This is a genomic window from Algoriphagus sp., assembly GCF_046296635.1.
Classification (GTDB): Bacteria; Bacteroidota; Bacteroidia; order Cytophagales; family Cyclobacteriaceae; genus Algoriphagus.
In genome coordinates this window covers 1-19,759 of the sequence record NZ_JBKBKZ010000021.1, presented here as the reverse complement: position 1 = coordinate 19,759, position 19,759 = coordinate 1, and the positions used below count along the sequence as shown (strand labels likewise).

15 protein-coding genes are annotated in these 19,759 nt (G+C 41.8%); 9 read left to right on the top strand and 6 right to left on the bottom strand.

Annotated features, from left to right (window positions below):
* Positions 1-327: 327 nt before the first annotated feature.
* Genes rodA through ACK4HU_RS14900 form a run of 5 tightly spaced genes read right to left on the bottom strand, consistent with a single transcriptional unit; the run spans position 328 to position 5,787 of the window.
* Positions 328-1,602 (bottom strand): rod shape-determining protein RodA, encoded by a 1,275-nt coding sequence (rodA, locus tag ACK4HU_RS14920; RefSeq protein ID WP_409808061.1) that lies wholly within the window; start codon positions 1,600-1,602, stop codon positions 328-330.
* Positions 1,602-3,401: a penicillin-binding protein 2 gene (gene mrdA, locus ACK4HU_RS14915; RefSeq protein ID WP_409808059.1), complete on the bottom strand. Its 1,800-nt coding sequence runs from the start codon at positions 3,399-3,401 to the stop codon at positions 1,602-1,604. Before mrdA ends, rodA begins: the two co-directional genes overlap by 1 nt.
* A complete protein-coding gene (locus ACK4HU_RS14910; RefSeq protein WP_409808057.1) occupies positions 3,398-3,922 on the bottom strand; it encodes a rod shape-determining protein MreD in 525 nt (174 codons plus the stop codon). The genes mrdA and ACK4HU_RS14910 overlap by 4 nt, the downstream gene beginning before the upstream one ends.
* The gene (gene mreC / locus ACK4HU_RS14905; protein ID WP_409808055.1) at positions 3,912-4,751 is read right to left on the bottom strand and encodes a rod shape-determining protein MreC; all 840 of its coding nucleotides are present in this window, start codon (positions 4,749-4,751) and stop codon (positions 3,912-3,914) included. Before mreC ends, ACK4HU_RS14910 begins: the two co-directional genes overlap by 11 nt.
* 7 nt (positions 4,752-4,758) lie before the next feature.
* Positions 4,759-5,787 carry a rod shape-determining protein gene (locus ACK4HU_RS14900; protein WP_092731786.1) on the bottom strand — a complete coding sequence of 343 codons (1,029 nt, stop codon included), beginning with the start codon at positions 5,785-5,787 and terminating at the stop codon, positions 4,759-4,761.
* 435 nt (positions 5,788-6,222) lie between these two features.
* Between ACK4HU_RS14900 and rimP the strand changes: the two genes are divergently transcribed.
* The 6 genes from rimP to ACK4HU_RS14870 all read left to right on the top strand — a co-directional run bounded on the left by rimP (position 6,223) and on the right by ACK4HU_RS14870 (position 14,526).
* Positions 6,223-6,696 (top strand): ribosome maturation factor RimP, encoded by a 474-nt coding sequence (rimP, locus tag ACK4HU_RS14895; RefSeq protein ID WP_409808053.1) that lies wholly within the window; start codon positions 6,223-6,225, stop codon positions 6,694-6,696.
* Between the two features lie 5 nt (positions 6,697-6,701).
* Entirely contained in the window at positions 6,702-7,946 is a 1,245-nt protein-coding gene (gene nusA / locus ACK4HU_RS14890; protein ID WP_409808052.1) for a transcription termination factor NusA, read from the top strand.
* A 61-nt stretch (positions 7,947-8,007) separates the two neighbouring features.
* Positions 8,008-10,953 (top strand): translation initiation factor IF-2, encoded by a 2,946-nt coding sequence (gene infB, locus ACK4HU_RS14885; protein ID WP_409808050.1) that lies wholly within the window; start codon positions 8,008-8,010, stop codon positions 10,951-10,953.
* A 380-nt stretch (positions 10,954-11,333) separates the two neighbouring features.
* Positions 11,334-11,879: a hypothetical protein gene (locus tag ACK4HU_RS14880; RefSeq protein ID WP_409808048.1), complete on the top strand. Its 546-nt coding sequence runs from the start codon at positions 11,334-11,336 to the stop codon at positions 11,877-11,879.
* 176 nt (positions 11,880-12,055) lie between these two features.
* Complete coding sequence (locus ACK4HU_RS14875; protein ID WP_409808046.1) at positions 12,056-12,970, top strand: transporter; 915 nt, start codon at positions 12,056-12,058, stop codon at positions 12,968-12,970.
* A 14-nt stretch (positions 12,971-12,984) separates the two neighbouring features.
* Positions 12,985-14,526, top strand: coding sequence for a phosphatase PAP2 family protein (locus ACK4HU_RS14870; protein ID WP_409808045.1), 1,542 nt, complete (start codon positions 12,985-12,987; stop codon positions 14,524-14,526).
* 15 nt (positions 14,527-14,541) lie between these two features.
* On the opposite strand, the gene ACK4HU_RS14865 is transcribed toward ACK4HU_RS14870, so the two are convergent.
* Positions 14,542-16,176 carry a carbon starvation protein A gene (locus ACK4HU_RS14865; RefSeq protein ID WP_409808043.1) on the bottom strand — a complete coding sequence of 545 codons (1,635 nt, stop codon included), beginning with the start codon at positions 16,174-16,176 and terminating at the stop codon, positions 14,542-14,544.
* 272 nt (positions 16,177-16,448) lie between these two features.
* Between ACK4HU_RS14865 and ACK4HU_RS14860 the strand changes: the two genes are divergently transcribed.
* The 3 genes from ACK4HU_RS14860 to nqrF all read left to right on the top strand — a co-directional run bounded on the left by ACK4HU_RS14860 (position 16,449) and on the right by nqrF (position 19,464).
* Positions 16,449-17,006 (top strand): hypothetical protein, encoded by a 558-nt coding sequence (locus ACK4HU_RS14860; RefSeq protein WP_409808041.1) that lies wholly within the window; start codon positions 16,449-16,451, stop codon positions 17,004-17,006.
* Between the two features lie 179 nt (positions 17,007-17,185).
* Positions 17,186-18,028: an acetyl-CoA carboxylase, carboxyltransferase subunit beta gene (gene accD / locus ACK4HU_RS14855; protein WP_409808040.1), complete on the top strand. Its 843-nt coding sequence runs from the start codon at positions 17,186-17,188 to the stop codon at positions 18,026-18,028.
* 134 nt (positions 18,029-18,162) lie between these two features.
* The gene (gene nqrF / locus ACK4HU_RS14850; RefSeq protein WP_409808038.1) at positions 18,163-19,464 is read left to right on the top strand and encodes an NADH:ubiquinone reductase (Na(+)-transporting) subunit F; all 1,302 of its coding nucleotides are present in this window, start codon (positions 18,163-18,165) and stop codon (positions 19,462-19,464) included.
* Positions 19,465-19,759: the final 295 nt, after the last annotated feature.

Genomic DNA, 19,759 nt, shown 5'->3' with positions numbered 1-19,759 from the left:
AAGGAGAAATTTATTTTGAGAAGCTTAGAGTTTAAAAAGAACTACGACCGGAAGAGGAAATTCAGACCTTTTTCAAGGTCACGGAGATGAAAAGCTGAAGCTTTTCTTGGGTTCACCTTTAAGATTTTCTTACCATAAAGATTTTTTTCCGCAACGTGCGCGCAGTTGTGAAAAGAATTTTAACAACTGGTGGTAAGTATCATGAAGGTATTCTTACAACATAGAATCATAGGAACACATAGTTTTCTATTCCTGAAAGATTTTAGCTATGCTTTCTATGTGTGGTTTTCAAAACTGAAAACTGAAAACTGCGACTGACAACTGATATTACCCCAATCTACCCAACTGTGTCGCTCTCGAGGAATCCATTTTGATAAAAATGAATAAGAGCACGGTGAATGACCAAAGGGAGGATCCTCCATAGCTGAAAAAAGGCAGCGGAATTCCTACAACTGGAAACAAACCAATCGTCATCGCAATATTGATCATAAAGTGGAAAAGCAGGATCGAAACCACGCAATACCCATAGATTCGGTTGAACTTACTCTTCTGCCTTTCAGACATGATGACTAGTCGATAGAGTAATCCAACGAATAAGCTGATCACCACTAAGCTTCCCACCCAGCCAAATTCTTCTCCTAGCGTACAAAAGATAAAATCCGTGTGCTGTTCAGGGACGAAGTCAAATTTCGTCTGTGTGCCTTCCAAATACCCTTTTCCAAATAATCCTCCGGATCCAATCGCAATCTTGGATTGAGTGACATTCCAGCCTACTCCCAATGGGTCCAGATTAGGATTGAAAAGTACCATAATTCGGTTTTGCTGATGGGGAGGAAGCTTGGAAACCACAAAATCCAAGGAATAGATATAAGCGATCAAGGCCAGGCCGATCAGAGAAAAAGCTACAACTCGTTGCCAGTTCCTTTTCCCTAAAAAAATTAAACCAAGCACCACCACTACGATTGCTCCGGCCAGGTAAAGATTGTTCTCTACGCCCAATGCCAATAAAGTAACTGCAACCATCCCAAAACCCAAGACAAAATAGGAGGAGGGTAGTCCCTCGCGATAAAACATCAGCATCATGGCAAAATAAACCATTGCTGTACCTGTGTCAGGTTGAAGGATAATAAGGATGACAGGTAGTAATAAAACCCCAAAGGCAATCAGCTGATAGTTCTTCTTAGATAGGTCAAATGTTGGTCGCTCCATGACTTTTGCCAAAGCTAATGCTGTGGCAAATTTGGCAAACTCACCGGGCTGAATACGAAAATTCCCATAGCCAATTGAGAGCGTTTGTCCATTTACTTCCTTTCCTATGAATGGGGTAAGGATCAGAAGAACCATGAAAACCAGGTAAATAACCAAAGATAGATTCTCAAAAAATCTGGAGTCGGCGACCATGATTATGGTAATCAACACAATGGCTGTCCCGATCCAAACTAATTGGATTCCTGAATTGATGGAAATATCAAAAATGCTTTTTTCGAATTGGCTATCATACACAGCGGCATAAATATTAAACCATCCGATGATCACCAGGGCGAAATAAATCGACACTGTAATCCAATCCACTCGATTGATTTGTATATCAGCTTCCCGCATTATTTGAAGTTTCCGGTTAAAACATACTCCTGTAAAGAAGGACGAGAAATGTTTCCCCTCAGGTATTTTTCAATCATCAGCGAAGCGGTGCTTGCAGCTGCCCTACCTCCCCAACCTGCGTTTTCAACATAGACTGCGATGGCGATTTGAGGATTATCCTTTGGAGCAAAAGCGATAAAAACCGAGTGATCCTCTCCATGAGAATTTTGAGCCGTCCCAGTTTTCCCTGCGATTAATATATCTTTCAAAATGGCTCTTGTTGCAGTTCCAGACAGTGCCTCGACCATCGCTTCCTGAACTAGGTCGAAATGATGAGTATCAACTCCGACATCATTTTTTATCTGATATCTAGCTGGAATTAGAGTAGGATCACCGTCGATTTCTTTAATCAAGTGAGGGGTATAATAGAATCCCTTATTTGCAAAAATCGCTGCAAGATTGGCCATCTGAAGAGGAGTGACCAGCATTTCGCCTTGACCGATTGAAAGCGAGTAAATTGTGGAATATTTCCATCGCCCCACTCCATACACTCGGTCATAGAGATTGCTGGAAGGAATAGAACCGCCTTTTTCATTAGTCATATCAACCCCAAGCGTTCCTCCAAGTCCGAATTTCATGACACTTTCTCTCCAGGCATTCAGACCAATTTCAGTGTCTTTGAACGTATTGTTGGAAACTTCCCGATTAATAATTTGCCGGAAAGCCTGATGGTAATAAGGATTGCAGGAGTTACGAATGGCGCCAAAAAGGTTGACCGGATTGGGGTGGTTGTGGCAAGCGACAAGTGATCTATTGCATGCAAAGGTGGTTCCCGGCACCAATACGCCTTCCTGGAGCCCAACTAGACTTTGTACGATTTTAAAAATAGATCCTGGTGGGTATGTGGCCATGATCGGTCTGTTGAAAAGTGGCTTGCTGGGATCACCATTCAGTTTCCGATAGCTTTTGGAAAAATCAGCACCAGTTAATCCATTTGGATCATAAAACGGCGCAGAAATCATAGCAAGAATTTCGCCAGTTGCGGGTTCAATCGCTACGACAGATCCGGTCTTGCCAGCGAGCAGCATTTCTCCATACATCTGCAAATCCATGTCAATGGTGGAGGTGATATTTTTGCCGGCAACAGATGCAGTATCATATTCTCCGTCCTTGAATGGACCTTTATCAATACCCCGAACGTTGACCATTTTGTATTTGACTCCTTTTCGGCCACGGAGCTCGTTTTCATAATAGCGTTCCATACCACTCAGGCCTACGTAGTCTCCTTGGGAGTAGTATTTCAAAGAGTCTCGCTCGAGTTGTCCTGCACTGATTTCACCGATATATCCCAAAGCATGCCCTGCGGTCGAATTAGGGTAGGATCGTACTGAACGAGTCATGATGAAAAGTCCAGGGTAGTCAACCAGGAAATCCTGTATTCTAGCAAAGTCTTTGGTGGAGATTTGCTTGATAAAGGTGGAGGGCTTGACCGATGAATACTTTCGAGCAACGGTATAGGATTCGATGAGTTGCTCTTTGGATATTTTGAAAAGCTCGCAGAATCGCGTTGTATCTCCGACTTTAAATTCCTTAGGTACAATCATGACGTCGAAGATCGGATTGTTGAAAACTAGCAACTTTCCGTTTCGATCATAAACCAGTCCTCGGTATGGGTGATCCACGATTCGCTGTATTGCATTACGTTCAGCCCGTTTCATAAAGCTGTCGTCCATGACCTGTATCATGAATAGCCTGATAAGCAGGATAATACTCACCAAGAAAATAAAAATGAGGATGACTATGGGTCTTTGGTCTTTCATTGAATTCCCCTTCTGCGTTTGAAGAATAGGAGTTGTACAAGTATAGCCAAAAGACAAGTGAAAATCGAGGAAAAAAAGCTTTTGTTCACTACTCCAAAAAAGCCACTTGTTCCCCACTGGTCAGCGGCAAAAAACACCAAGGAATAGATAAAAACTAAAGGAAAAGAATAGCTTAGAAACCAAACCAAACCCATCTCATTTAGCGAGGGTTCTTCTGAATCCACATATCCACCTGTTGGGCTAATTGCCCGCAGCCATAGGGGTCTGACAAAAGCCATTAATGTCGCTGCTGCAGCGTGCATTCCTATTGTTTCGTAAAAAACATCTACCATTAAGCCAAGACCAAAAGCGATAATCAGCAGCGGCGAAGTTTTGAGCGAAATTGGCAAAATCAGGACACTCAGCAGATAAATGAACACAAAAGCTACTCCGAAAAGCGCCAGATTTTTCAAAAATAAAATCTGAACCACGCCCAGAAAAATGATCATCATTAGGTAGGAAAGCAGTTTTCTAATATTCATTGCTTATCTCTGATTGACGATAGAGTGAGTCAAGTTCGTTGAATAAGGTGTTTTCGACGAGGTAAACATAATTTACTTTACTGAAGTCAGTACTTAGCTTTACAGTAAGAGCCAGATAGTTTGGATCTTTAACATCGGGAGAAATTTTGGAAATAACGCCTATAAGGATTCCTTCAGGAAAAACAGCGTTAAACCCGGATGTCACTACCGTATCACCTTCTTGAGTTTTGACGTGCCGTGGCACGAAAAGAAGTCTTGCTTCCGTGGCATCTTTACCATCCCATTGTACTGACCCAAATACATCCGTTGACTTAATTTTTGAGGACACCAACAGACCTGTATTAAGCAATGAAAATGCCACAGCATAGTTTTCGGAAACTGATTTCACCCGACCTACTACTCCCGCAGGATTGAAAATTCCCATGCCGGGCTTGATTCCGTCCTTGGAACCCTTGTTTAAGGTTAGGTAGTTTTGCGAAAACCGCAGTGAATTCCCAATCACCCGTGCACCCTTAAACTGATAAGTTTTCGCGAAAACAGAGTCAAGTGCGAAAGCCATGCTATCGGGCTTGACTTGGAGAAAGCTTAATTTTTGAAGGATTTCAGCATTTTCGGCAGTCAAGGCTTCATTTGCCTCAGCCAAAGAAAAAAACTGGACCACATCTGCTTGTTTTTTCAGCACAGTACCTACCAAAACATTGGAACTGTTAAAAAAAGCCGCACCCTGTGGAGAATTATTGGAGACAATCATCCAGACTGCCATCACTTCAAGAAAAACGAATAAGATAAATGCCCTTATTCGATAAAGGAACTGTAGGATGCGTAGCATTCAGTGTTTAAGTCATCAGGACGGTTCGGAAGTTTTGAATATTTTTCAGGGCGGTGCCTGTGCCTCTCACTACTGCTCTCAGTGGATCTTCTGCGATGTGAATAGGAAGTTTTGTCTTTTGGTGAAGTCTCTTGTCAAGACCTTTCAATAGCGCTCCACCACCAGTAAGATGAATGCCGTTGTCATAGATATCAGCAGAAAGTTCCGGCGGAGCAATCTCCAGTGCTTTCAATACTGCCTCTTCAATTTTGGAAACTGACTTATCCAATGCAAAAGCGATCTCTGAGTAAGATACTTTGATGACTTTAGGGATACCTGTCATCAAATCACGTCCTCGGATTTCGTAATCATCCGGAGCATCATCCAACTCAGTCAATGCAGAACCGATTGCTATTTTTACTTTTTCTGCAGATCGCTCGCCGATAAGTAAATTATGCTGACGACGCATGTAATCCAAGATATCCTTGGTGAAAGTGTCACCTGCTACTCGGATGGACTGATCTGCAACGATACCTGACAAAGCAATCAGAGCAATCTCTGTAGTACCACCTCCGATATCCACAATCATGGAGCCCATTGGCTTTTCTATGTCAATCCCGATTCCTATCGCCGCAGCAATAGGTTCGTAAATCATATAGACCTCTTTGGCACCGGCATGCTCTGCGGAATCCCGTACCGCTCTTTTTTCCACTTCAGTGATGCCGGAAGGAATACAGATCACCATTCGGTGAGACTGGGGGAATAAACCTTTTTTCTGACCCGGGATCATTTTGATTAATCCACGGATCATTTGCTCGGCCGCATAGAAATCAGCAATCACGCCGTCTTTAAGTGGACGAATCGTTTTGATGTTTTCGTGGGTTTTTTCGTGCATATTCATCGCCTCACGGCCGACAGCAAGCACACGGTTGTTTGTCTTGTCGATGGCGATGATGGATGGTTCATCCACCACTATTTTGTCTTTATGTATGATCAGGGTGTTTGCGGTACCCAAATCAATGGCTATATCACTAGAGAAAAAATCGAATAATCCCATTTTATGCTGATTGTTTGGCGTTGTTTTGGAGTTTGATGTTTAAGGTAGTACCTGAGTACCGATTTTAAACGTGGGTCGGCAAAATTATTATCTTAAATCGATAAAACTCAGATAAAGAAGATTTTTTTGTTTCATGTGTTTATAATTTGATTTTCAAAGGCCATACCTGCCTGCCGGCAGGCAGGTGGAATCTTCGCATGAATTATAATCATCCCTCTGTGTGTCGCCGACAGGGTCATGCTCGATTTCATGAGGGTAAATGATTTTCCAAACAGCCAATTAAAGTTTATTTTTAATTTTCGTATAGGAAATAGTTTGATCTAATCTGGATTAGAGGCTCCTGCTTTGTATTTCGAAATTCTTTATATTACTTTTGCACCGTATTCGAAAGTTTCTGGAGGGGACAACAAGTCCCCTCTTTCATTATTCGTAGCTATGACTGAACTGAGAAAAGCGATTGGAGAGTTGGTAGCAAAGCATCTTCCAGATGCCTCACACTTTGTGGTGGAGGTAAAACTGGAGGAAATAGCTGGTAAAACCAAAGTTTTGATTCTCATTGATGCGGATCAGGGAATTACTATCCAAGCTTGTGCCAAAGTGAGTCGTTTGGTTTCAGAAGAACTGGAAGCAAATGAAATGATCGGAGATGCCTATATACTTGAAGTTTCTTCACCTGGAGTTGATTTCCCACTCAGTAGTTTTAGGCAATACCAGAAGAATATCGGTCGGGAGCTGAAGGTAACACTTACCTCTGGCATCGAAGTGCAGGGCAAATTGCTTGAGCTGGATGAAGAAAAGGTAAAGTTGCTAGTCAAGAAAAAAGAAAAAGGGAAAAAGGCTTTCGAAGAGGAGCAACTAGTTCCTTTTTCGGAAATTAAAAAATCTATCGTACAAGTATCTTTTAAATAACTCAAATGGATGCCAAAATCTTAATAGAATCTTTCGCAGAGTTTGCGAGATCTAAAAATGTGGATCGACCTACTATGATCCGTATTCTGGAAGACGTGTTCAGAGCCATGATCCGAAAAAAGTTTGAAACTGACGAAAATTTTGACGTCACGATCAATGCTGATAAGGGAGACCTCGAGATTTTCCGAATTCGGGAGATTGTGGACGACGATTCCGAAGATATTTGGGATTTTGATAAAATCAGTTTCACAGAGGCTAGAAAAATTGAGCCCGATTTTGAAATTGGTGAAGAAGTATACGAAAAGATCGAATTGGAGGAGTTTGGTCGTAGAGCTGTGCAGATGGCTCGTCAGACATTGATCCAGAGAATTAAAGATCTTGAGAAGGATATACTCTATAATAAGTATGAAGAGCAGGTTGGAGAAATAGTTTCTGCTGAAGTTTATCAGATTTTGGGTCGTGAGATCCTGTTGATTGACGGAGATGGAAATGAATTGATCCTTCCAAAAGCAGAACAAATCTCTAAAGATCGATTCAGAAAAGGGGATACTGTCAAGGCGATTGTACATCGTGTAGACATGAATAATGGCAACCCAAAGATTATTTTATCCAGAACATCCCCAGTATTCTTGGAGCGCTTGTTTGAAAATGAAGTTCCTGAGGTTTATGATGGCTTGATCACGATTGTGAAAATAGTTCGCGAGCCAGGCGAAAGAGCTAAAGTAGCTGTGGAGTCTTACGATGACCGCATTGATCCTGTAGGAGCTTGTGTGGGAATGAAAGGTTCCAGAATTCATGCTGTGGTTCGTGAATTGCAGAATGAGAATATCGACGTAATTAATTTTACCGAGAATCTTGATCTCTATGTGACCCGAGCACTTAGTCCAGCTAAAGTGTCTTCGATTACTGTTGATCAAGACAGAAAGCGTATTTCAGTTTTCTTAAAGCCTGATCAAGTATCACTTGCCATCGGCAAAGGCGGTTTTAATATCAAGTTGGCCAGCCGATTGGTAGGATTTGAAATCGATGTATTCCGTGAGTTAAACGAATACGATGATGAGGATGTTGATTTGAGCGAATTCGTTGACGAAATCGAGGGCTGGATCATTGAAGAATTGAAAAAGACAGGTTTGGATACCGCCAAGAGTGTTTTGGCTTTGACCAAAGAAGACTTGACTAGAAGAACAGAATTGGAGGAAGAGACAGTCGATGAGATTTTCAGAATCCTCAGACAAGAATTTGAACAATAAAAGAGGGACCTCCCTCTAGATTACCTAATTTTATACAGAATTTCGAAAGCGGTTTTTGCTTATGTCAGAAGAGAAAATGATGCGTTTAGGCCAAATAGCCAGAAAACTCAACGTGGGTACGGCAACCATTGTTGAGTCTATGGCTAAAAAGGGCTTTGAGGTAGAGAATAATCCTAATTCCAAAATTTCCATGGAGCAAGTGGGGATGTTGGAGAAGGAGTTCAAATCCTCTGCCCTGGATAAAGAAGAAGCTTCCCATCTTTCAATAGGGAAGCGGCATGAGCCTATTTCGCTGGAACCAGAACCGCCAAAACAGGAGAAAGCTCCTGAGCCAATACCTGTACCTGTTCCTAAAGAAGAACCAAAGCCTGCCGTAGTAATACCTGACCCAGTACCCACTCCCGAGCCTCAGCCAGTTCAAGCTTCCGCAGCACCAGAACCCGAGCCGGACAAAGTGACATCTGAAGCCCCAAAATTGGAGGGAATCAAGATACTTGGGAAAATCGATTTGGAAAAAAAGCCAGCTCCTAAGCCGGCTCAAAACCAACAAAATGCGCCTTCACAACAGCGGAATGAAAGACCGCAGGAGCAACGTAAGCAGAATCCAAATCAGCAGAATCCACAGAGACCTGATCAAAGACCTGGACAACATCCAAAAGGTGGTCAACAACATAATAGGCCTAATCAACAAGGCCATAGACCTGGGCAACAAGCACCAAAGCCTGCTGCACCTACTCCAAAGCCTGAGGCTCCTAAAGCTCCTGTTGTAGTAAAACCGACAGAAGCTCCAGTTCCACCGGTTCCGGAACAATTAATTTCTGCCAAAGCTGATTCACTCAAGGGCTTAACTGTACTTGGTAAAATAGAACTTCCTGTAGATCGTCCGAAGAAAAAGGGAGGCCCTGTCGCTTCCTCGGATGAACGAAATAGAGACAAAAAGCGACCGCGAAAGCGCATCGATAAACCTGGAACACCCGGAGCTCCTGGAGCAAATGCAGGTGGTGGAAATAGACCTCCGCAGGATCAAAGAGGTGCGCCACGACCAGCCGGACAAAGACCGGGTGGGAATCAGCAAAGAGGCGGGGCACCACAGCCACGAGTCCAAAAGGCTGACCCTACACCTAAAGAGATTCAAGATCAGATCAAGCAGACCCTTGCAAGACTTCAGGGTACTAAACCTGGTGCAGGTAAATCCAAATCTCGTAGAGACAAGCGAGCTGATCGAGACAGAGAAGTAGAAGTAGAAGGGGAAGAATTAAAAATTTTGAGAGTAACCGAGTTTATCTCGGCCAACGATCTTGCATCACTTCTTGATGTATCTGTTAATCAGATTATCTCTACTTGTATGTCACTTGGCATGTTTGTATCCATCAATCAGCGATTGGATGCAGAGGCTATTACCATCATAGCAGATGAGTTCGGATACGATGTAGAATTTACCAAGTCCATTGAGGACGAAATGGTGGAAGATGCAGCAGATGAAGCTGAAGATCTGATGGATAGGGCGCCTATCGTTACTATCATGGGTCACGTCGATCATGGAAAGACATCCTTGCTCGATTACATTCGAATGGCGAAAGTTACCTCCGAAGAGGCAGGTGGAATTACACAGCACATTGGAGCGTACGACGTGATGACTCAAACAGGTCATAAAATTGCCTTCCTTGATACACCTGGTCACGAAGCCTTCACAGCAATGCGTGCCCGTGGTGCCAAAATCACCGATTTGGCAATTATTGTGATTGCGGCTGATGATAATATCATGCCTCAGACAAAAGAAGCAATCAATCACGCTCAGATGGGTGGTGTTCCGATGATCTTTGCAATCAACAAAGTCGATAAACCAAATGCCAATCCAGCTAAGATTAAGGAAGCGCTAGCAGGCATGAATCTACTTGTAGAGGAGTGGGGTGGTAAATACCAGTCGCAGGATATTTCGGCCAAAACAGGTCTTGGAATTGAAGAACTATTGGAAAAAGTATTGCTTGAAGCTGAAATCCTTGAGCTCAAAGCAAATCCAAATAAAAATGCCATGGGTACTGTAGTTGAAGCATCCCTGGATAAAGGGCGTGGATACGTAGCTACTATTATGGTTCAGGCTGGTACACTGAAAATCGGTGATATCATGCTCGCAGGCCAGCATTATGGTCGTGTTAAGGCTATGTTTGATCACAAAGGCAAGAGACTAAAAGAAGCTGGACCTTCTACACCTGTACAAGTGTTGGGTCTCAGTGGAGCTCCTCAGGCAGGTGATACGATCAAAGTTTACGACACTGAGCGCGAAGCAAGAGAGATTGCCAACTCAAGAGAACAGATTCAACGAGAGCAAAGCTTACGTACCAAGAAGCATATCACCTTGGATGAAATTGGTCGTCGTTTGGCTATCGGTAGTTTCAAGGAACTCAATATCATCATCAAAGGTGACGTGGATGGATCAGTTGAAGCACTCTCTGATTCCTTGCTGAAGCTTTCTAAAGACGAAGTCAAGGTATCCATCATCCACAAGGGTGTGGGTCAGATTTCCGAATCCGATGTATTGCTAGCTTCCGCATCTGATGCGATTATTCTTGGCTTCCAGGTAAGACCTTCTTCCAATGCCAAGAAACTTGCCGAGCAGGAAGAAATCGAAATCCGTCATTACTCTATCATTTACGATGCGATCAATCAAATCAAAGATGCGATCGAAGGAATGCTTGAGCCGACATTTGAAGAGGTCATTACCGGTAATATTATCGTAAGAGAAATCTTCAAAATCACAAAGATCGGAACTGTTGCAGGATCTTATGTTACGGATGGTTTCATTACCAGAAAGAATAAGATCCGCGTGATCAGAGGTGGTATTGTAATTCACGAAGGTGAAATCGATCAACTGAAGCGATTCAAAGACGATGTATCTGAAGTGAAGGCAGGCTACGAATGTGGTATTTCCATCAAAAACTTTAATGATATCGAAATTGACGATACGATTGAAGGATACGAGATGAAAGAGATTAAGCGTAAAAAATAATTTCTGAAATTAAATTCATAGAAAAGGAACGGCTGATGTCGTTCCTTTTTATTTTTAAAGCATGCTAGGTGCAGTTGAGATTCTATTGCGGGGACTTGTCCTTTTTTCTTTAGTGAGCCTATTATTAGGACTGATAAGGCCAGTATTGGTTTTGTGGTTTTTAGATCGGTTTAATCGATTGAAGGTTATTCAGATTTATGGTGCTTCTCTTATAATTAGCCTAATCCTATGGCTTGTGGTAGATAAAATTCTGATTTAACAAAATAAAATTCGGGCATAAGTATGAATTCGAATTTATATTGTGGTTTATTAATTTTTCTAAAATCATGTTTCTTTTTTTCAGATTTTTAGTACAAATTTCCAGCTCATAATCCTTTCCCTTGAGAAAAGTAGTAGCCATAGCACTTTTATTATGCTTCGCCATTTATCATTTTGGCTACTATGCATTCTATTATTCCTATCAATATACTATCGAGAGCAACTGGCAGGATAAAATCTATGGGGAGTATAATGGAACCTTAGAAGAGCGATTGATGCAAATTCCACTTTCGGCACCTTACATGGCCAACCAAGAGGAATTTCAGCCAACCAACACACGATTTGAAAAGGACGGAAAGTATTTCCGCGCCATCAAACAGCGCTATCAGAATGATACACTTCAGGTAGTTTATGTTCCGGATACAGCTAGGAGAGTTTTGGAATCCACAGTCAAGAGTTGGATTTCATCTCTTACAGACGATCAACTTCCTCAAGACCAGAATGGAAAATTACAATTGAAGCTTTTTGCAAAAGATTACATTGAGCCTGAGGTTTTTCAAATCGCTTTGGTTGAGCAAAACGGCATTAAAGATAAGATTGGGTTTATTTTTTCAGCTTACATGAGTCCGTATTTCACGCTAGACTCCCCTCCTCCGCAGGTTTCCTGATATTTTCCGAATAGGATAAATCATTGCTTTTCTTCAATGCATAGCATTGCTGGTTTGCAAGGGTGATTCTTTTTCCTGCTTTCCAAAGTTAAATTTTTGCCCTTTTCTAGGCCAAAAATTGATTCATGGGTAAAGCATATTTTATTAATCTATTTACACTATCAATTCCTATGAACTTGAAATCAAAGTTCCTGGGTCTGCTTATCACAGGCTTGGGGCTGATACAATTATCTTATTCCCAAACACCAACTGACGGATTGATGATGCCCAAAGGCGAAATCTGCATTGCTGTCATCTATGAGGATGCCAATTGGGATCATTATTGGGAGGGGACTTACCTCCGCACCAATGGAAACATCGGGACTTTCAATAGAAAAATGCTAATGCCAATGATTGTTGGCGGAATCACAGATAAAATCAATTTGATCGTCAGCTTGCCTTATGTAAAAACCGCTGCAACCGGTGGACAACTAACAGGTGTGGAGGGCATTCAGGATTTTGGACTTTCCCTTAAAGCACAACTCATTGATAAAAGCCTTGGAAAAGGCAAATTGATGGCTTTTTCCAACCTGAGCTTTAGTACACCTGCTTCTAATTATTTATCCGATTACATGCCGTTCAGTCTTGGATTTGGAGCAAATGAATTGGGGATTAGAGCAATTGGTCAATATGAGTTGAATAAAGGCCCCTATGTGAGAGGCTCGATTGCTTATTTGCATCGAGGCACAACTGAAGCGGAGCGGAACTTTTACTATCAGGATGGAAGCTATTATACTTCCACCATGGATGTGCCTGATGCGATTCATGGACAATTGGCCATTGGGTCTTGGTTTTTGCAGAAAAAACTTAGAGTAGAGGCTGTAGTGACAACATTCAGATGTGCATCAGGCGATGATATCCGATCCTACAATACCCCGCAACCTACCAACAAAGTTGATTTTGATCAGGTAGGTGGATTTGCTCAGTACTATTTCAAAAAGGATGGGGGTCTCGGTGTCCTTGCCTACTACAACCACATGTTTTCAGGCAGAAATATGGGACAGTTTTCGGGCTTTGGCCTGGGTTTTACCTATCAATTTAAAGCCTTCTAAAAAAAATTAAGAAAATGAATTTACATATACGACACCTATTTCTTCTTATCTCAATCTTGGTAATTACAGTTTCCTGTATGGATGAATTGCCTACAAAGTTGGAATTTGAAGGATATGAATATGCCGAATTGGATCAAAATGCAGGTAATTGGAACCTCATTCTCATGACAAAAAATGAGCAGATCATCATTCCAACACCATCGGCAATCGGTTCACCAGCTCTCAATCAAGAACTGCAGGATGCCAAAAACAAAATCGCCAATGCCACAGCTGCGCAGCGTGAGTCTGTTAAGTATTGGACAAACAATTCCCTGATTCGATGGAATGAAATTGCTTTGGAACTTTCAGTCAAATACAATTTGATCCCCGGGCCAAATCTCGATGGGACTTATACCCTACCAAATCCGGCAAATCCTTCAGCAACACCAAATTTTCCTTTTGCTCATCCACCATACATCAGTCGAATGCTGGCCTACCTCAGTGTGGCACAATACGACGGCTTGATAACGGCCTGGCATTACAAGAAGAAATTTGCCCGGAAAGCACCCTATGAATTGGATTCCCAGATCAAATCAGCCTATGCTGAGAATGGATTGAATTCCTATCCTTCTGATGGAGCTGTAATTGCAATTACCTCAAGAGAAGTTCTTTCGGTCATGTTTCCGCTAGAAAAAGAATACCTAAGCAAACTAGCCGAGGAGCACCTTGAATCGCTGGTGATCGCCGGGATCAATGTCAAAAGCGATGTGGAAGCAGGGAAAATAATTGGAACAGAAGTATCAAAAGTTGTACTCGCAAGAGCATCTACCGATGGAATGAGAAATGCTCAACCAGCTAGACCTATTTCTGATTCCATTAAAAATGCGGCCTTTGCCCGCTTCGGATGGAAATGGGAAAATATGGAATCTCCTCAGCGACCGGTTGGGCTAGCGCCACTATTTGGTCGAGTGAAACTTTGGAATGTTCCAAATGTAGAAGTGGTCCGGGCAAAAGTACCGCCATCCATTGGTTCTGAAGAATTCAACAAAGATGTAGAAGAGTTGAAGCGATTTGCAAAAAATCTCACTGTCGAGCAGCGTAGAATTGCTAACTTCTGGAATGATGGATTGAATTCCTACAGCCCTCCAGGTCACTGGAATCGATTAGCCAAAGAGACTGTTGTCAATTATCGATTCAGCCCAGTTCGAACTGCAAGAGTTTTCGCATATATGAATATGGCAATAGTGGATGCGGGGATAAGCTGCTGGGATACCAAATACTATTACCATTATCCGAGACCCATACAGACTATTCCTGGATTCAAAACCATATTGGGTACTCCAAATTTTCCCGCATATACCTCGGGACATAGCACTTTCTCAGGAGCAGCGGCAGAAGTTCTTTCCCATTTCTTTCCCTCTGACGCTGAAAAATTCAGAAAATGGGCCGATGAAGCTGCGATGTCACGAGTATATGGAGGCATCCATTATAGGTTTGATTCCGAGGAAGGAGTAAAACAAGGAATAGCAGTAGGTGCTTATTCTGTAGCAAAGGCCAAACTTGATCAAATAGATTAATAGTAATTAATGAGGTCAAAGAGCTTTTAAAGGCTCTTTGACCTCACTTTTCAAACTCTTGAAAGCAAGGAATATCAGAGAAATGGCAAGGATAAAAAGCAATGCTGCGATAAATGCCAAAACGTAACCCTTTTCCTGAAAATTTTTCCAGGCAAATAAACCCAAAGAAGCCAAGGTCACAGTGAACATGAAAAACATGGGAATGATGACAAAGGTGGCCGGGATTTTTTTCCGAATTAGCCAAACTGCGATGGTCAGTAATGCCAATGCTGCCAAAAGCTGATTTGCTGAACCGAAAATCGGCCACAGTGTGCTGAATTCTCCTGATGCCAAAAGCAAAATTGAAAGAACAACCACGACTACGGTAGACAGGTAGCGATTCTTGGCCACTACTTGTGCTGCTGGCTGCGGAATGTCTTCAAAATATTCCTGTAAAGTGAATCTCGCCAATCTGGTACAAGTATCCAGTGTAGTCAACGCAAAGGCAGAAACTGTCAAGGCGACAAATCCCACAGCGAAGGATTCTGAAATTCCCAGTGTTGCGATCATTCCTCCAATTCCATTAGAAAACAGTGCAACCGGCCCCTCAGCCCCTAGTCTTAAGGTATATTCTTCACGAGAAAGAACAGCCACTGCACCAACTGCGATAATAGCGAGAAATGACTCAATCAGCATCCCTCCAAATCCTACCACCTTTGCATCGCTTACTTTGTCCAGTTGCTTGGAAGTAGTCCCGGAAGCTACAAGTGAGTGAAAGCCAGAGATAGCTCCGCAGGCAATCGTAACAAATAAAACAGGAAAAATGTAACCCAAACTTTCGCTTGAGGTTTGAATTTGAGAAGTCATTTCAATCTGAGGATTTGCAATGAAGACTCCTGCCACAGCGGCAATCATCATTCCATAGAGCAAGTAGCTATTGAGGTAATCCCGAGGTTGAAGTAGCATGCTGACAGGTGTCACTGAGGCTAAAAAAGCGTATCCCAACAAAGCCAAAATCCAAAAATTATAATCCATTACGAAGGGAAGCTGAGTTCCCAAGTAGACGAAAAAGTACATCAACACAACTCCGACTACAGTGAGGATTATAAAAGCAATTTTGCTTGATCCAACCAGTCGGTTGACAAAACCAAAGCCGACAGCGAGAAGAATAAAAAGTATTGATGCGGATGCTACACCAGGATTTGAAATGAATGTTTTGGCAATAATATCGGCAAAAACTCCTATTACAAGGATAAGCGTGGAAAAGCTGAAAATCACAAAAAGCTGTTTCCCTTTTGGCCCAATTTGATTTCGAATGATGACACCTATCGATTTACCTTCTGTCCTAAGAGATGCGGCCATACTTCCCAAATCATGCACTGCCCCAAAGAAAATTCCTCCTACCAAAATCCAAATTACGGCTGGTATCCAGCCAAAAGTGACAGCGATAATTGGTCCTACGATTGGTCCCGCACCGGCTATTGAAGCAAAATGGTGACCTAAGACAACAATTGGCTTGCTTGGCTCATAGTCGATTCCATCCCGAAGAAGATGAGAAGGAGCTTTTTTGGAATTATCCAACCCAAATTTTTTGTAGACGAAATTCCCATAAAATCGGTATGCTACAAATAAAATGATAGCAGAAATAAGAAGTAGAAGAGCAAGGCTCATAGGTCAATTAGGCAATATTGGATGGGTTGGAATCAAAATCGAAAATTCGTAATCTTTTCAATATAAAGTAAAAAGGCATTCATTTTTTTCATAAATGAGAGGAAATCCAACAATAAAATTTTGATTATTTTTTTAGGCTGAAACTTTAAATGGTCTTTAAGCAAGGATTTGGACGGTTTTTTAGTTTTGTGAAAATCTATTGAGACATTCAAAAACTATAAGCTATGATTTGAGGTATATAGACTGGTAAGTGTCGTACTTTTGTATTGAAAATGGAAATCAAAGAATTCAAGTATTCCGCAAATTTTTGCGAAGAAAATATCTGGCACTTATGTCAAAATCCTGCATTGGAAAGCTTTTCAAAGAAAGTTTTGATTGTTTCAAATAGCAGTAAATACTGTCCTTTCAGATTTCAAAAATCAATCAATAACTATGAAATTGTTTGGTGGAACTACCATGTAATTTTATTGGCCTCAAATGAACACTTGAGCTTAATTTATGATTTTGATTCCACTTTGCCTGTCCCTCTTTCAGGAATGGAATACATGCAAAAGACCTTTGAAAAACATGAAAACTGGACCGCTGAAAACATGCCATGTTTCAAAGCAATTGATTCCTGTGATTACCTCAATTCTTTTGTTTCAGACAGAAACCACATGAGGGACTCTTCCGGTAATTGGCTATCAGAACCTCCAATATGGCCGGAGATTGGAAACAACGGGGATCTACCTTTGCCGGCACTATTAGATTTCTCCGATTTGAGCGAAGAGCGCATTTACGCTTTAGATGAAATGTTAGCCCTCGTAGAGGCCCTTAGCAGCCAAAATTGATTCTCATTTACAAATAGTTTAAAATAAACTTCAGGCTATTTGACTTCAGTGCAAACGGACCGATACGGAAATCCGGTGGAGAGGAATATTCAGATGAATCAAAATGGAGTTTTATTTAATGGATATTAGGCCTAAATTTACACCTTTGACTTGTCAAAATATCGATCTAACAATTCTCTATGGCTTGGTTTAAAAGAACTGACAAAGGCATTAAAACTTCCACCGCTGAAAAGAAGGATGCTCCCGATGGGCTTTGGTTTAAGACACCAAATGGAAATATCATTCATACCAGAGAGCTGAAAAGTAATTCTTTCGTCTGTCCTGATGATGACTTTCATGTAAAAATCGGATCCAAGGAATATTTTGAGATCCTTTTTGACAACAACGAATTTACCGAGTTGGATGAAGGCATGAAGTCCGGCGATCCTCTGAATTTTTCAGATACTAAACCCTATTCATCGCGAATCGAGGCGACTATCACAAAAACAGAGCTCAATGATGCGGTCCGGACGGCTCATGGCAAAATGAATGCCCTGGAAATCGTTGTCGCCTGTATGGATTTTAACTTCATCGGCGGATCAATGGGATCGGTAGTAGGCGAGAAGATCGCTCGGGCGATTGATTATTCGCTGAAACACAAAGTGCCTTTTTTGATGATCTCAAAATCCGGCGGAGCCAGAATGATGGAAGCGGGTTTTTCCCTAATGCAAATGGCTAAAACATCCGCCAAGCTTGCGCTCTTGGACCAAGCTGCCATTCCTTATATATCCCTCATGACTGATCCAACCACAGGTGGAGTGACGGCTTCTTACGCCATGTTAGGAGATTTCAACATTGCCGAACCTGAGGCGCTTATCGGTTTTGCCGGCCCAAGGGTTATTAGAGAGACCATCGGTAAAGATCTTCCAAAAGGTTTTCAAAGTTCGGAGTTTGTATTGGAACACGGATTCTTGGATTTCATCATCGATAGACGACAGTTGAAATCACGATTAACCACTTTGCTAAACCTCCTGAACAATTAATCAGTTATCTCATCAAATTACCAATGTATTCAAGCCAAATTTGAAAGTCTAATTGGCCTGTTTTATTGATTTATAAATATATTTGTGCACCCAAAACGGGTTCAATCCATACGAAAAAGTAAAACCAATATTTCATGGGTTCTGTAATTATTACTTCCATTGTAGCATTCACGGTCATTATTCTGCTACTGGTATTTATTCTCCTCTTTGCACAGTCTAAATTGGTTAATTCCGGTGATGTCAGGATTATCATTAATGGAGATGAAAGCAATCCAATCGTAACTGCTGCTGGCACCAACCTGCTTTCTACACTAGGTGGTCAGAAGATTTTTCTCCCATCCGCATGTGGTGGTGGAGGAACTTGCGCTATGTGCAAATGTGTAGTCGAAGAGGGTGGAGGCGATGTCCTTCCTACCGAAATTGGTCACCTCAGCCGTGCCGAGCAACAAGGACATGTCAGGCTTGCTTGCCAGGTGAAGGTAAAGCAGGACATGAAAATCCGAGTTCCGGAAGAAATCTTTGGAATTAAAAAATGGGATTGTGAAGTTGTTTCCAACTATAATGTTTCCACTTTCATCAAGGAATTTAAAGTAAAATTGCCTGAGGGTGAAAACCTCGATTTTGAATCAGGCGGATATATTCAGGTTGACGTTCCTGCGATTACCGTTCCTTTCAAGGATATGGATATTACTCCACATCCTGATTTAGGTCACCCTGCTGATGTTTATAAGAGTGATTGGGATAAGTTTGGCCTTTGGAGTCTTGTCATGAAAAATGACGAGCCCCTCTTCAGAGCATATTCAATGGCTAATCACCCTGCGGAAGGAAACATCGTCATGTTAACTATTCGTATTGCCACTCCACCTTGGGACCGCGCAAACAACAGATGGATGGATGTAAATCCAGGAGTTTGCTCCTCTTATGTTTTCGGTAGAAAGCCAGGTGACGTGGTTACCATATCCGGTCCTTATGGAGAGTTCCACATCAATCCAACTGAAAGAGAGATGATTTATATCGGTGGTGGAGCTGGTATGGCGCCATTGAGATCTCATATATTTCACCTGTTCCATACTGAAAAGACTTCTAGAAAAGTTTCATATTGGTACGGTGGTAGATCCAAGAAGGAACTCTTTTACACTCCTCAATTCAGAGATATAGAGAAAGACTTTCCTAATTTCCAATTTCACATCGGACTCTCAGAGCCAATGCCGGAAGACAATTGGAAAATTAAAACCGCATTGGATGGAGAGGGAGACGGTTACGTTGGATTTATTCACCAAGTCCTTTACGATAATTATCTAAAAAACCACCAAGAGCCAGATGAAATTGAATATTACCTCTGCGGTCCTCCTTTGATGAATGCAGCGGTTTTGAAACTGTTGGATGATATGGGTATTCCGAAAGAAAATATCCGATTCGATGATTTCGGAGGTTAAAATTTAAAAAAGATCCCGCTTCGGCGGGATCTTTTAGTTTAGTACCATTTTTAATTAAATGTATATCCGCAATTTTACCAGTAATTCAAATTATAGAATAGAGAACACCTCGAAACACTTGATTTTGGGATTCATCGGTCTTCGGTCACCGAACATCCGACCCGTAACTAAAAGAAAATTCGCTACTGGTGGAAAAGCGGATAATCATATTTAATTACTATGGATATACGCAATTCTGCCAGTAGCCAAATTCTATTTAGTTTCACCTCGGCTTCGCTCGGTGTCCGTTAGTTTT

Coding starts and splice junctions, on each gene's coding strand:
- ACK4HU_RS14900 (WP_092731786.1), bottom strand. CDS start 5,787: ATGGGATTATTCGATTTTTTCTCTAGTGATATAGCCATTGATTTGGGT.
- ACK4HU_RS14865 (WP_409808043.1), bottom strand. CDS start 16,176: ATGAGCCTTGCTCTTCTACTTCTTATTTCTGCTATCATTTTATTTGTA.
- infB (WP_409808050.1), top strand. CDS start 8,008: ATGTCAGAAGAGAAAATGATGCGTTTAGGCCAAATAGCCAGAAAACTC.
- ACK4HU_RS14870 (WP_409808045.1), top strand. CDS start 12,985: ATGAATTTACATATACGACACCTATTTCTTCTTATCTCAATCTTGGTA.
- nqrF (WP_409808038.1), top strand. CDS start 18,163: ATGGGTTCTGTAATTATTACTTCCATTGTAGCATTCACGGTCATTATT.
- accD (WP_409808040.1), top strand. CDS start 17,186: ATGGCTTGGTTTAAAAGAACTGACAAAGGCATTAAAACTTCCACCGCT.
- ACK4HU_RS14910 (WP_409808057.1), bottom strand. CDS start 3,922: ATGAATATTAGAAAACTGCTTTCCTACCTAATGATGATCATTTTTCTG.
- ACK4HU_RS14860 (WP_409808041.1), top strand. CDS start 16,449: ATGGAAATCAAAGAATTCAAGTATTCCGCAAATTTTTGCGAAGAAAAT.
- nusA (WP_409808052.1), top strand. CDS start 6,702: ATGGATGCCAAAATCTTAATAGAATCTTTCGCAGAGTTTGCGAGATCT.
- rodA (WP_409808061.1), bottom strand. CDS start 1,602: ATGCGGGAAGCTGATATACAAATCAATCGAGTGGATTGGATTACAGTG.
- mreC (WP_409808055.1), bottom strand. CDS start 4,751: ATGCTACGCATCCTACAGTTCCTTTATCGAATAAGGGCATTTATCTTA.
- mrdA (WP_409808059.1), bottom strand. CDS start 3,401: ATGAAAGACCAAAGACCCATAGTCATCCTCATTTTTATTTTCTTGGTG.
- rimP (WP_409808053.1), top strand. CDS start 6,223: ATGACTGAACTGAGAAAAGCGATTGGAGAGTTGGTAGCAAAGCATCTT.